The sequence below is a fragment of the Clostridioides sp. ES-S-0005-03 genome (genome assembly GCF_020658455.1).
Taxonomy (GTDB): Bacteria; Bacillota; Clostridia; order Peptostreptococcales; family Peptostreptococcaceae; genus Clostridioides.
The window spans coordinates 725,243-738,026 of sequence record NZ_JACVWI010000002.1; the positions used below are offsets into that span (position 1 = coordinate 725,243).

At 30.1% G+C, this 12,784-nt stretch carries 16 protein-coding genes; all 16 read right to left on the bottom strand.

The window, feature by feature from the left end:
- Position 1 precedes the first annotated feature (1 nt).
- Positions 2-205 carry a hypothetical protein gene (locus IC218_RS12375; protein ID WP_227824559.1) on the bottom strand — a complete coding sequence of 68 codons (204 nt, stop codon included), beginning with the start codon at positions 203-205 and terminating at the stop codon, positions 2-4.
- 12 nt (positions 206-217) lie between these two features.
- Positions 218-1,039: a hypothetical protein gene (locus IC218_RS12380; RefSeq protein ID WP_227824560.1), complete on the bottom strand. Its 822-nt coding sequence runs from the start codon at positions 1,037-1,039 to the stop codon at positions 218-220.
- Complete coding sequence (locus tag IC218_RS12385; RefSeq protein ID WP_015994348.1) at positions 1,040-1,486, bottom strand: hypothetical protein; 447 nt, start codon at positions 1,484-1,486, stop codon at positions 1,040-1,042.
- Positions 1,452-1,829 (bottom strand): hypothetical protein, encoded by a 378-nt coding sequence (locus IC218_RS12390; RefSeq protein WP_227824561.1) that lies wholly within the window; start codon positions 1,827-1,829, stop codon positions 1,452-1,454. Before IC218_RS12390 ends, IC218_RS12385 begins: the two co-directional genes overlap by 35 nt.
- Entirely contained in the window at positions 1,826-2,164 is a 339-nt protein-coding gene (locus tag IC218_RS12395; RefSeq protein WP_227824562.1) for a hypothetical protein, read from the bottom strand. The genes IC218_RS12390 and IC218_RS12395 overlap by 4 nt, the downstream gene beginning before the upstream one ends.
- A 39-nt stretch (positions 2,165-2,203) precedes the next feature.
- Positions 2,204-3,241, bottom strand: a complete 1,038-nt coding sequence (locus IC218_RS12400) for a hypothetical protein (RefSeq protein WP_074074088.1) — start codon at positions 3,239-3,241, stop codon at positions 2,204-2,206.
- Between the two features lie 18 nt (positions 3,242-3,259).
- Complete coding sequence (locus tag IC218_RS12405) at positions 3,260-3,643, bottom strand: DUF2190 family protein (protein ID WP_227824563.1); 384 nt, start codon at positions 3,641-3,643, stop codon at positions 3,260-3,262.
- 15 nt (positions 3,644-3,658) lie between these two features.
- Positions 3,659-4,993, bottom strand: coding sequence for a hypothetical protein (locus tag IC218_RS12410; RefSeq protein ID WP_227824564.1), 1,335 nt, complete (start codon positions 4,991-4,993; stop codon positions 3,659-3,661).
- 19 nt (positions 4,994-5,012) lie between these two features.
- Positions 5,013-6,020: a hypothetical protein gene (locus IC218_RS12415; protein WP_227824565.1), complete on the bottom strand. Its 1,008-nt coding sequence runs from the start codon at positions 6,018-6,020 to the stop codon at positions 5,013-5,015.
- Entirely contained in the window at positions 6,013-7,515 is a 1,503-nt protein-coding gene (locus IC218_RS12420) for a phage portal protein (protein ID WP_227824566.1), read from the bottom strand. Before IC218_RS12420 ends, IC218_RS12415 begins: the two co-directional genes overlap by 8 nt.
- Positions 7,506-8,915 carry a DEAD/DEAH box helicase family protein gene (locus tag IC218_RS12425; protein WP_227824567.1) on the bottom strand — a complete coding sequence of 470 codons (1,410 nt, stop codon included), beginning with the start codon at positions 8,913-8,915 and terminating at the stop codon, positions 7,506-7,508. Before IC218_RS12425 ends, IC218_RS12420 begins: the two co-directional genes overlap by 10 nt.
- On the bottom strand, positions 8,908-9,645 hold the full coding sequence (gene terS / locus IC218_RS12430; RefSeq protein ID WP_227483500.1) for a phage terminase small subunit: 738 nt from the start codon (positions 9,643-9,645) through the stop codon (positions 8,908-8,910). The genes IC218_RS12425 and terS overlap by 8 nt, the downstream gene beginning before the upstream one ends.
- 48 nt (positions 9,646-9,693) lie before the next feature.
- Positions 9,694-10,323: a queuosine precursor transporter gene (locus tag IC218_RS12435; RefSeq protein ID WP_227824568.1), complete on the bottom strand. Its 630-nt coding sequence runs from the start codon at positions 10,321-10,323 to the stop codon at positions 9,694-9,696.
- Complete coding sequence (locus IC218_RS12440; protein WP_227824569.1) at positions 10,317-11,084, bottom strand: hypothetical protein; 768 nt, start codon at positions 11,082-11,084, stop codon at positions 10,317-10,319. Before IC218_RS12440 ends, IC218_RS12435 begins: the two co-directional genes overlap by 7 nt.
- A gap of 2 nt (positions 11,085-11,086) precedes the next feature.
- Positions 11,087-11,578 (bottom strand): ParB N-terminal domain-containing protein, encoded by a 492-nt coding sequence (locus IC218_RS12445; RefSeq protein ID WP_227824570.1) that lies wholly within the window; start codon positions 11,576-11,578, stop codon positions 11,087-11,089.
- A 630-nt stretch (positions 11,579-12,208) separates the two neighbouring features.
- Positions 12,209-12,715, bottom strand: a complete 507-nt coding sequence (locus IC218_RS12450) for a hypothetical protein (RefSeq protein WP_227824571.1) — start codon at positions 12,713-12,715, stop codon at positions 12,209-12,211.
- Between the last annotated feature and the right edge of the window lie 69 nt (positions 12,716-12,784).

Below are 12,784 nucleotides of genomic sequence, written 5' to 3' on the forward strand. Positions count from 1 at the left end.
TTTACTTCACCTCTCTTTCTAAGAAATCTTTTATAAGCTTCTCGAACTCTACTCTTGTAAGTTCATCTTTCTTACAATTAAATAAAGCACCTGCAACTACCATCTTTTCGTAGCCAAGTGCTTCACCATTTTTTAAGAAATCTTCTTTTGAATATTTTTCTTCCTGCTTACTTACATTAATCTTTTTATTATTTGTTTCAGCCAATCCTTGCACCTCCTATCTTAAATTTCCACTATTATAAATCTCATTCATAATAGGTCCTTCTCTTTTTATCTTACCTATCATTTTAAATACTACAGCTAATTGACCATTAGAAAACATGTCTGATTCTCTATCTTCAACTACACTTACAAGAGTTAAATACATGCTTTTATCTTCTCTAAGTCTTACTCTCTTATCTATTATTAACTTAGTCTCTAATTCTTCAAGAAGCTTAACTATTTCATCTTTATTTTTACTTACAACATGACACTTCATAGTTTTAGTAATCTCAATCAGATGATAGTTAATCCTTTTGTTTTCAACATTTATAGTTCGCCATAATGCACATGGAGCTATAAAGTTTTTCTTCCAATTATCTTTGTAACTCTCAATTTCTAATAAATCTCTTGTATATCTTGATAGAGCTTCAACCCACCTATCACTAGTTGTATCTTCCTTATCATCTAAAGCTATTACACTAAACCTTATACCTCTTGCTATAGCATCCCATTCCTCAACAACAATATCATTTTCACTTGTACCTTTATAAATGCAAGTAAAAGCTTCATTTTCAGATTCATCAACTATAGTATTCATGTCTAAGATTTCAATAACTTGTTTAGTTAATTTATCTAACTTCTTAAATGTAGTTCTACCTTCATAAATCCATACTTCTATACTTCTTTCAAAACCTATTGTTTCTCCAATATCATTGTCTTGCCCTTGTACAACTACCATATAAGGTTTTTTAGTATCCTTGTTTGGTACATTAGGTTCATAACAACCTTTCAATTCTTTTATATTATCTATTAAAGCTTTTCTTATTCCTGCCCTCATTTAATCACTCCAATATCTAAAAATCATATTACCTATTTTACCTATATTTTTATCAATAGTTGGTTTTATAATAGGCATTGCTTTTGTACCAGGATGTTGAACTGATTTTACAGGATGTGAAGCACCTCTCCAGTATAAAGCTTGAGCTGATTTTGGAGTAATAACATGTGGTTTTGAACCTTCTTCAAGTATTCCTCCATATTCTGCACCATGCGATAATCTAATAATGAAATTATTTCCTCCTCCAAGAGTTTTAGCATTTAAACTTTGTCTTGCGTGTGATGTTCTGTCTGTCCAACTTGCATTTGCTTTAGCTTCACCTTCTAGCATTGCACTTGCACTCATGCAAAGTACAAACATACCTGCTTTTTTTCTATTTATATCATTTATTGCATTTGTGAAAGCACTCATTTTAATCAATCCTTTCAAGTGAACATTGATACCCACAAAGTTCTCCTTTTACAATTTGAGGATATATATTAACTATTTTCATTCTCCCATATATGCACTCAAACTCTAAAAAATCTCTACTGTTAACCTCTAAGACAACATCACTACTTACTAACATTCCATAAGTTCTAATAGAACTAAAAGTACCTTGCTTTTCACTTGATATTTGTTTCTCTGCTGTCTTTTCATTAAATATTCTAACAGTACATTTTTTCTCTGTTTCAATTTCTTCAAAAGCTCCATTTATTTCAATTTTTTTAATACTAGTTATAGTAATATTGGTAGGGTTCATATTAATAGTTCTTATTATGTCTTTTCTTCTTTTATCAATATTTATCATATTTCAAATTCTGTGCTAATACCTAACATAAAACTTCCTTTTTCTTTTTTGTTAGTACACATATCCTTGAATTTATCTGCATTTTGATAAGCTACAGATACTAAGTCTTTTATACTAGAGCTTTTATATGTTTCTTGACCCACTTTATACTCATACATTTCCCCTACTGTATTTTCATATTGTAAAGATTTTAATACCCATCCTTGGGAAGCTGCACAGTAAATACAGTCTGCTTCTTCTAAAAACAAGTTTAATTCTTCATCCGTGAATGTTTTTTTATCTTTATCATTTAATAATAGTCTTAATTTTTCTATTAAATTACTAGTTGGTGTCATATATTATCACCTCATAAAAATAACACTCTTATGAGTGTTTTATCTAAAACTTATTTCTTGTACATTTTCTTCTACTGCTGCAAAAGCACCTCTATAACAATGACCTACAATTTGGTTTTCTACTAACTTACTTAAATCAGCATTTCCAACCTCTGTTGTTAAATCTCTTTTTATTAACTCTTTAAATCCTCGCTTAGGTCTTACCAAATATCCTTTGCCTGGTGTAACACCTTTGTAAGAATATGTTTTTTTACCAACAGTAACCTCCCACCCATCATAATAAATTACTGTTGATATATTTTTTATAGATGGATACATGCTTCCGTTTAATAAATGTCCTCCATTTAACGCCATTTCTATTTCAATTTGGTCAGCACTAGAAGCTATTAATATATTACCTTGTCTTTTTGCTATAACTGTATCTTTTTGTGCTTGTGTTAATGTTCTCCAAATTCCTAGCCATATTGGGTCATTAGCTTCACCTTTAAAAGCTGTCTTATTAGAAGCTTTATAATTAAAATTTATTATTGGGCTTAGATGTATATGGTTCAACAATGCATTGTAACTCTCACCAATTGATTTATTTAATATTTCAACACTAAATGTTTGGTTAAAATCCTTCATTTCTTTTGTATACTCAAAACCAGTTGTATAAGTTTGTATCCTTGCAACTGGACCATTTTCTGCATTTATTGTACCGAATTTAATTTCTTCACCTTCTATATGCTCTAGAAATACACAGTTACCTTGTAAAGCCCACTTAGCATCCATAACTTGTGGTAAATTAGAATCTGCTATACTGTCATATATTGGTTTATATAATAGTTGTACTTGCTCTCTGCCCAGTTCAACATCTAATACAACTTTTCTTAATAACTCTTTTAAATTTGAAGTCGAGCTAAAGGTCATCATTTCACCAAGTGGCTTATTCAACTCCAAAGTTTCCATTTCTCCATTAGATATTTTCTTTGTTACATATTCCATTTCTCCATTTACTATAAATGGTATATCTTCTTGTAAAGTTTCTTTTCTTTTTTGTTCCAACAAATTTTCTTGACTAATTACTTTAAATGCCATATAAACATCACTCCTTTTCTATTGTTGAGGTAATAATATAAACCAAATTACATTGTTGCTGTCTTTCCCATCTGTTACTCTACCAACTAGCCTATTACTTGTAGATGTAGTAGTAAATTTCTTAGCTGTATTATCCCAATAAATCAATTCTCCTACCTCAAAAGCTTCTGATGTAACAATATTATCCGTTTCATATTCAGCTTGCTCTATTTGCAAAGTAACTTCGTCACCTTTTTCTCCATCTTGCATAGCGACTCCGAAAAATCCATTTATAAGATAAAATTGTTGTGTTTTAGTGCTTTCACCATCTGAAAGAATAACTCTTACAGATTTCCCATCACTTATTTTTGCTCTTGTTATCTGTGTTATTGTACTTGGTGTTGGTTGACCTTTAAATGCCATATATTCATCACTCCTTTATATTCTATTTTTCTTAGTTGTTAGACTTCCATTATTGCTAGAGTTTAATAATCCTGTTGTTGCTGGATTATCTTTATACATATTAGACATTGTATTTTTTACAAACTCATCATTTAATATATTTTCTATTTCCCCTGTTATCACTTCTTCACTTGAGCCCTCCTCAACATTTAGCATTTTCTTAACTAATGTTTGAGCTATTTCGCCTGACACTTTATCTCCGATTACTTTATTAACTATAGAGTTCCAAGCTTCCTTCTTCTCATTCTCTAAAGCTTTCGAAGCCTTTTTTGCCACTTCAATTGTATCCATCTCTCCTACTATTCCAAGTACTTTTTTCACTTCTTTTAATTCTTTTTCTGCTTTTAATGAGCTTTTCACATCTTCCATTTCCCCTGTCACAATCTCTTTAGTTAAGCCTATTCCTTGTATGACCTCTGAATATGATATTTCACCAGTTTGCAACAATCCTTTGACATTTTTTATTAACTCTTTTCCTTCCAATTTGTTTTCCTCTCCTTTCATTTCTCCTTTAGCTTCATAGCTTATTTTCTTTATTACTTCAATTTCTTCACCTAGATTTATTTTATTTTCAACTATAGTAAATGGTATACTATAAAGCTTACATAATCCATTTTGCTCCAACTCATATATGGCAGTATTGCTATCATATCTTATGTTTTGTATATAGAGATATGAATTATTATCATTAATAGAAAACTTAGCTTTTAAAGCTTCTCTTAAATCTATTCTTAAAGCTTCAAAAGTTCCATCTAACTGTTCGCCATTAGGACTCATTTCCATACCTACAATACTTGTTGGCATACCTGGTCTATGTAAAGGAGTCCAATCAATAGATAGTGGCTCATATCCTATAACATTCATTTCACCTTTAACACCTTTTTTAAGCTTTGGATAACCAAATATACTGACTTCCTTTATCCTCTTAGTTCTAATCCATCTTTTTAAATTTTTAGCATCTGCATCAATCAATCCTCTAAAGTATGCCTTATCACCTTTCATTTCTGCACCTATCCAATGTGTTACAGGTGGTGCAAATTCAGTTGATATATTTTCAGCTTTTTGATGTCCTAAAAAACCATTAAGAGTATTTTCATTAGTGTAATCTACAATATCTTTCAAACTTTTAGCAGTATAGTTCCATCCTCTTTTGGATTTTGTAGCTGGTATCTCAACAACTACCTCAAGAGGGTCATTATCTATAGATTTTAAAGCTTCTATGTCTATATCTTTAGCTAAAGGAATATCAGAAGGTTTTATACTAGATATTAACGCATTCATTGAATCCATTTCTCCAGTTATTACATTCATTTAATCACCACCTTTCAATTTAAAAACCAATATTTCCATACACATCTTGATACCACATTTCAAGAGGCACATCATCCATAGGATTTTTATTCCAATTTTTCAATCTATTAACTAACACATCAAGTGGTTGAACTACTGTAATCATAATACACAAACAATGAGGGTGAAATGGATATACAGGAACTTCATTTATAGGATAAACACCTTTACCCAAACCAAAATTATCCTCTCCACATATTTCGTCGCATATATCTGTATGAGGATGTGCCATGGATAACATAAATTGAATACCAATAGTTGCAGGATTAATCATTGCAGAAGCTAAAACCCCATCGCCGTAAGCTGATGTCATTTCAGTTCTTGCTAACCTTAAAGCTTCATAACTTATATTTTGAGGTACTCTATTTCCTATTCTTTTAATCATATTTGGATATTCGTCAACTAAAGTTTTCTTACCTTTTAAAACATATTTGTCTAACATCTTAGCAGTTTTAACACAGTCTTGACCTTCTGTTACTGCTGTTTGTAATATAATTTTCATATCGTCTCTGTACTTCTTACACTTAGACCAAATTCTATCGGATAAAAATAAACCATCTTTAACTCTTGCATAATAAGCTTCTACAGTTCTTATATTAATATCATAAAAAGCTTTTTGTATCATAGATTTAGTTACTTTGGTTATTTGAGCTGTCTCAACTGCATTAATTAAAATGTTTTTAGAGTAACTAGTAGCTGTTTCAACATTTTTATTTAAATATTCGTCAAAATTAAAAACCAGTTGTTCATTTAATATTTTTATTTCTTTTGTTAATTGTTTTAGTACCTGTTTTAATCTAGTCTTATTGAACTCTGAAAGATTTCCTTTTCTTATTTCTTTTGTAATATTTCTTGTTATGTTAATATACATTACTCTTATTTCATCATCTTGTCTGAGTCTTAAATCTATAAATTTTTTTCTAGCTTCTAATGCCCATTTCTTGTACTCCCCTGCAACAGTTATTAATTTCAAAGTACTTTTATCCATTGTCATTATTGTCCTTTATTTTATCTATTTCCTTGTCAATTTCATTTGACTCATCATCTAAGCCTTTAGAATCATCCAATCTGTATTTTAACATTTTAGTTTTTATTATCTTTTCTCTTTCTCCAACTATTTCAGGGTCATCACTTATATAATTGCTCATTGTATCTATATATTGAGCTAAAAAATTTACTGTTGATTCTTCACTAATAAATCCACCTTCTAAAGCTTTATCTAATGCACTACATACTTTTTCTAATGTTTCAGCTAAGTCTTTGTCATCTCGTGGATTTACTTCATCCCAACCTATAGTCACATCATAAGATGAATATTTCATACCACTAGAATTAGAACTCATTATTAAAATCATTCTTGCAAGTAATTGCCAACTATTTGTAAATTGTTCTCTTTTTCTTCTTATCTTATTTACCATAATAGGCATTTGCTCTTTTACAGAAGCTAAAGCACTAGGAGTATGTACTCCAAATATAAACTCGGGTGTTTCAGATACATCTACTATGCAATAAAAAAGAAGCTTTAAAAGCTCCTTAGCATCACCTATAGCTGACTTTACTTCCACGAACTCAGCTTCTTCATCTTTATTTAAAAATAATATCTCATGTCCATCAAGATTTATCTTTCCACCTTCTTTTGCAAATTTAACAGGGTCTTCAACACCAAAATTATGTGCTAAAAAACTTGCAACATCAGTTAATTTCAACTTTAGTTTTGGAGTAGAGTGCATTTTGCTACCTTTTAACGCATGTAACATAACATCATGATAAGCTTTTAAAAGAGGTTCTATTGGTTCTATATCGCTTTGCCCATATTTCAATGTTTCATCAGCTTCATTTTTAAAATGTATTATTGGTATAAAGCCCCATACATTAGGCGTTTCCCCTTCCTCTAAACCTTCTATCTTATCACCTTCAACCTCAACAATTCTACTTTCAGCAGTTATTATTTGTTTTACCTTAGCCCTCCTCTTGTTTTCTTCTAAGTCAGTCCATTCATTTTGACTTTCTAATATATAAGCTATAGGCTCTTTTGTTGTAGGGTCTAATATTATTTCTTTTACTTCTTCGGGTGATATGAAGTTATATATTAATCTAACTTTTTTATCAGGATATAAAGGATTTTCTCTTTCTTCTCTAGTTATCCAAATATAACAATCACCTTGCTTTAAACTATCTGCATGTGTTTTCAGCATTTTAGATGTGTTATCTAAAACAAATTCATCTAATATATATTGAGCTTCTTCATCTTCTATTTGAAAATGAGGTACACCCATAAAACCAGTTGTTGAATTGACAATCGGTCTAACAAAACTAGAACCTAATTTGTAATTAGCATTCTTATTTTGATACAGTTCTCTTGCTAACTCATAATCAACTCTAGAATCGTCTAATTTATATACACCAATGTTTCCACTAGACATACGCATAATCTCTCCTGTAGGTCTTTTAAATAGCTTTTTTACATAAGATATTATCCCCATACACTACCCCCTTTCAATAAAGATAAATCAGTATTGTTATTTTCTGCAAACGAATATATTACTGCATCAGCTCTATCGGGCGATTCTCCAATTCTTTTTTTCATTTCCTTTTTACTTTCTATTTGTATTTTTCCTTTTGAATCTACTGTATATTTTCTATTTGATAATTGTTTAATAAGTTTGTCATCATCGGGAAGCTGTATTATAGCTTCTTTATTTTGTATAAAACTGCTTAAATTTGCATCTAATTCTTCCCTCATGTTATCCCACATTTCAGAAGCTTTATTATAGTACTTATCTTTCTCTATAGCACCAGAACCATTTTGAATAGGTATAACTTCATATTTAAGTTTTTCTTGTCTTATAACCTCTTTTAATCTATCTGTTACACCTGCACCTAAGCCATCATCATCCGTTTTTATTTTTACTCTGTTAATTTGATGATACATATTTTTAAATTTATCAACTGCTCTTAATATATTTCCTACTGTTTCCATTGTATCTTTTTTTGAATAAGTTAATAAATCAAATACTTTTCCACCTATTCTTGGAGCTATTATGGTTTCATCATCGCCATATCTTGCTATATCTGCACCTATATTTAATACATAATCATTAGATATATTTACATCTCTTATAGTACTTGTTTCAACAGCTTCTAACGATATTAACGAATCACTTTCACCTTTTGGGAACTCTCCAAGAACTCTAACACGCCATGGGTCAGAGCCTTCATGATACTTTCTTTTTAACATTTCAATATTATCTTTCGAGGTTCTAGGACTGTCTAAAGAAGATACTTTAAATGTCTTATATAAATCTCTATCCCTATTATGACTATCATAAAATGTTCCGCTTGTTCGAGTTGGATTTCCGCATAAAAGAAGCTTATTTTCTGCACCCGATAATGTTCCCAATATAGCTTCCATAATTGGGTCAGCAACTCCCGAAGCTTCATCAACAACAAATAACATATAATCTTCATGGAAACCTTGCATATTCTCAGGCTTTACTGCTGTTCTAGCTGTAGCCCACCATCTTTCTTCAAAACCTTTCATATACACTTTTGTTTTAGTCCATTCAAGAAGTTTCTCAACCTTGCTATTGCTTAGCCACTTAGCTATTTCTGCCCACAATACATCATACAGTTGTTGTCTTGTTGGAGCTGTAGCAACTACTTTCGGAAAAGGTCTAGTACTTAAATACCATACAGTTGCAACACTTTCTAAGCCAGTTTTGCCTACACCTTGACCACTTCTAATTGATACTTTATCATTTTGAGCTAAAGACATTAAAACATCAGATTGCCACTTATCAGCTTTGAAATTTAGCATATCTTCTGCAAACCAAACAGGATTATCCCAATAACAGTCTAATAGTGTTAATAAAGCTTTATTCATTGTTAACACCACGTTTCATTGCAATATTTTGTATAGCTTCAACCCAAGTTTTTGAGTCATCTTTATTGTTATTGTCTATTTCTAATTCAAATCTCTTTTTATCCATTTTTAACTTCTGTAATCTTTCAATGTTCTTAGCTTTTTCTTTTTGTATCTTAGTTAGTTCAGCTTCTAGCTTTTGTACTCTTTCAAATATAGAAACTGCTCTTGTAACAGTTTCTGTCTGTGTCTGCTCATTATCTTTTAGTAAATTACCTTCTATCTTTAAAGTTCTTTTATCTATGCTTTCTAGCGTAATTTTATCAACTTTTTCTTCATACTGCTTTATTCTTTTCATATGTCTGTGTTCTCTAACTGTAAGCAGACTTATTTCTAATTCAAGTCTGTGTATTTCATCTTTATTTTCACTTTTTATCAACTCTATTTCTTCATCTGTTAGAGTGTTAAAGAATATTTTTTCATATATTCCATCTTTTAATCTATTTTTATTCCCTTTTGGAGCACCATTGCCAACAGCATTTTTATTGCCAATTTGTCCCCCTCTTTTCTTTGTAGTACTACATTCACCTTTTCGTAGTACTACATTCCATTTGTCTCTACACTTCCAGTTGCTAATAGTCTTTTCATTTTCTTTTAATATTTCTGATATTTCTCTGTTTGTTATATTTCCATTGCGTTCTATATATAAATTAAGTGCTTTATCCCTGTTGGGGCTTCTAGCTTTTGCCACACCACCACCTCATTATTTCTATATTCGTTTGAATCTTATTTTTTATTATTAAGCTTGTTTATCTACTTTTATTTCTTCTCTTGTCAATAAATAAAAGAATGGAGTATCTGCTAAAGCTAAGAAGAACTTAACTACATATTGACTTAATATCATTACTAGTAGATTTGGAACAGTACCCCAAAATCCAATCGTAATGAAAATAGATGTGTCTATCAACTGGCTTAACATAGTACTAGCATTGTTCCTTAGCCACTTATGTTTTCCATTAAATCGCTCTTTTAACTTATGAAATATAAATACATCATTACTTTGAGCTAATATATAAGCTATTAAACTAGCTAATACAAATCTTACATTCTGCCCTAACACTACTTTTAGATTATTTCCATATTCTTGTGCAAAACTTGCACTTGGAAGGGCTATTGCTATTGTAATTAATAAAAGACTAAATAACTGCATTAAAATACCTCTTTTGACTGTTCTGTTAGCTTCTTCTTTGCCCCATATTTCTCCGATTATATCTGTACACAAAAAAGTTAGTGGATATGCTACAACCGCGGCAGGAACAATTAACCCAAATACATCAATCACCTTTCCTGCAACAATATTAGAAACCACTAAACTTGTTACAAATACACAATTTAATGATGTTAAATTTCTTTCTGTCTTTTTCACCATCTCACTCCATCCATATATTTTTGATATTTAACCCACTCGCACATGCTATGAGCTACTAATTTTTTTAAATCAGTTTTCTTATTACCTTCTTTTTCTAACCTTCTTATATGTATATCTCCATTTTTAAATGTATATAATTGCTGACCAATACTTGCCCCTATAGTCCAACTACTGCTGTCAACACTATAAAACTTAAATGTTTTTAATATCTTTGTCTTAGTAAAACCTAATCCATGTACTTTTACATTTCTAACATAAGCATAATCAACCATTTTTCTTATTAAATCATATTCCTGTTTCTTTATATCATTTATTGCAAATCCTCCAACTGCAATATATTTATACTCTTTACATAGTTTTTTCCAATACTCCACACCTCTTGATTTATGCCATACAGGAATACATTGTCTACCTACTTCACTTTCTATTTTTTTAGTCCATTTTTCTACTTGTTCCAGCCCAAAAATCACATCTACATCAACTTCAAAGAAATATTTTATATTATAGTCCTTAATGAACTTTATATATCTATCAATATAGTTTTCCATTTCTGCCTTCTTCACTTTTGTGCCATTCATAAAAGAAAATGCACCCGAATCTAATAAGAAATTCTCATTTTCTACTATACTCATAGCTTCCAAACACGCTTTTTCTTTATTAAAAAAAGTTTCAAGTATATAAAGTGGTTTACACTTCTCTATTGTTTTTTCTTTTAATTCTTTATTCATTCCACTTTTTGTTGCTGCTAAAAATATCCTCATTTTTATATTTCAAACTCCTCACCACAACATGGACATTTCACCATTTTACCTTTTTTCTCTTTTTCTTCTAATTCTTCATCTAATATAAAATCTGCATCAATAACTCCTAAATCTTCAAACATGTGTATGTTGAATCCCAAATTACTCATATCAATATTTTCTATTTCAGCTAATTCTTTTGTTAATTTATCAAACTCCCAATCTGAAAATTCACTTGTCTTATTATCAGCTAATCTATAACCTCTTATTTCTTCTTCTGTCAAGTCTTTTAAAACTAAGCATGGAACTTGCTTCAAATTAAGTACTTTAGAAGCTTCATACCTTGTGTGACCTGTTACAATTACATAGTCTTTATCAACTGTAATTGGATTATTAAAACCAAATTCTTTAATTGAATTAACTACTTTTTCAACTGCATACTCATTGTTTCGAGGATTATTTTCATAAGGTTTTATATCTTCTAAATTAAGATAAACAACTTCTCTTTTGTTCATTTTAAGACCTCCTTTTTAAAATTTAAATATAATAAAAGAGCCACCTGCAAAGATGACTCTTTAAACTAAACACTCATATTTTCCTTCTTTAAAAAAATAAAAGACTAAGCTTACCCAAACTTAGTCTTTTTATGGGGGAGGTACATATTCTTTAAGGGAGCAAGTTCTAGGAATCGAACCTATATTAAACACCAGTCCTTGCATGGTGAGTGAGGTTACCAAGCCCCACCCGATTTTTAGACCTCTGAATTAAGATACAAAATTGTATGAGATTTTAATCTCAATTCAAATACTAACATAGTGTATTAATAAAACCTTTTGAACATAGTTAGAATTGAACTAACAGCATCCTCATGCCCTGCCTAGTCTGTTCACATAAAAGACTTTCTGTCACTGACATCTAAGCCCTTTATAATAATAGAGCGTGCAGTTTTGGCATCCTTTTTTTAAATCTATAACATATCCGCAAATATATTATTGCTTTCTCTATTATTGTATTGTGGCTAGGGCAATCCCTTAACCCTAGCCAACTATTTAATTTTGAGAGGGAAATCTTTCATTTCCACAATACTATTATCTCATGTCTAAAATTAAAAAAACGGCACATTTTCGGCAATTAAAATTCATAGTCTAATTTAGTCTGTAATCTAACAATTCAAAAAGAGGTTCTTGTTCTAACAATGCTTTCTTTCCAAATAATGCTATTGATATTGAATTTATAGCTTGATTAGCTCTTTCTCTCAATTGTCTTTCTTCTAAATATACCTTATCAACTATTAAACTCCATTCTAAGCCTTCAATATATTTGTATGTTATAATTTGCTTGTGTATAGGTTTTAAGTTCCTTATAGCTAAATCTATTGTAGATTTAATTATTTCTGACTCATATAACTCTATTTCTTTTTCTGTTATTAAGTCTGATACATTAACAATAGCATCCTCAATCATATTACTAGTTTTGTTTGTTTTTCCTGTTTTGACACTATCATAACTTACACCTTTCATTAAATCCCCAACTGAATTATCTTTCAACATTTGTATTTCATTTTTTAATTTTATTATATTTGCACTTAATTGTTTATAATTAGAAAGTTGTTTCTTAGTTGCATTAAAAAACTCTTTTTTAGTTTTAGACATACTCACACACTCCTATCAATTATTTATGTTATAATAATATTTGTATATAAAAGTTTTATATTTTTGACA

What these genes read in the sequence shown, in the direction of transcription:
- IC218_RS12380 (WP_227824560.1), bottom strand. Translation starts at nt 1,039, where the DNA reads ATGAGGGCAGGAATAAGAAAAGCTTTAATAGATAATATAAAAGAATTG.
- IC218_RS12435 (WP_227824568.1), bottom strand. Translation starts at nt 10,323, where the DNA reads ATGGTGAAAAAGACAGAAAGAAATTTAACATCATTAAATTGTGTATTT.
- IC218_RS12440 (WP_227824569.1), bottom strand. Translation starts at nt 11,084, where the DNA reads ATGAGGATATTTTTAGCAGCAACAAAAAGTGGAATGAATAAAGAATTA.
- IC218_RS12415 (WP_227824565.1), bottom strand. Translation starts at nt 6,020, where the DNA reads ATGGATAAAAGTACTTTGAAATTAATAACTGTTGCAGGGGAGTACAAG.
- IC218_RS12395 (WP_227824562.1), bottom strand. Translation starts at nt 2,164, where the DNA reads ATGACACCAACTAGTAATTTAATAGAAAAATTAAGACTATTATTAAAT.
- IC218_RS12405 (WP_227824563.1), bottom strand. Translation starts at nt 3,643, where the DNA reads ATGGCATTTAAAGGTCAACCAACACCAAGTACAATAACACAGATAACA.
- IC218_RS12400 (WP_074074088.1), bottom strand. Translation starts at nt 3,241, where the DNA reads ATGGCATTTAAAGTAATTAGTCAAGAAAATTTGTTGGAACAAAAAAGA.
- IC218_RS12425 (WP_227824567.1), bottom strand. Translation starts at nt 8,915, where the DNA reads ATGAATAAAGCTTTATTAACACTATTAGACTGTTATTGGGATAATCCT.
- IC218_RS12450 (WP_227824571.1), bottom strand. Translation starts at nt 12,715, where the DNA reads ATGTCTAAAACTAAAAAAGAGTTTTTTAATGCAACTAAGAAACAACTT.
- IC218_RS12410 (WP_227824564.1), bottom strand. Translation starts at nt 4,993, where the DNA reads ATGAATGTAATAACTGGAGAAATGGATTCAATGAATGCGTTAATATCT.
- IC218_RS12390 (WP_227824561.1), bottom strand. Translation starts at nt 1,829, where the DNA reads ATGATAAATATTGATAAAAGAAGAAAAGACATAATAAGAACTATTAAT.
- IC218_RS12445 (WP_227824570.1), bottom strand. Translation starts at nt 11,578, where the DNA reads ATGAACAAAAGAGAAGTTGTTTATCTTAATTTAGAAGATATAAAACCT.
- IC218_RS12420 (WP_227824566.1), bottom strand. Translation starts at nt 7,515, where the DNA reads ATGGGGATAATATCTTATGTAAAAAAGCTATTTAAAAGACCTACAGGA.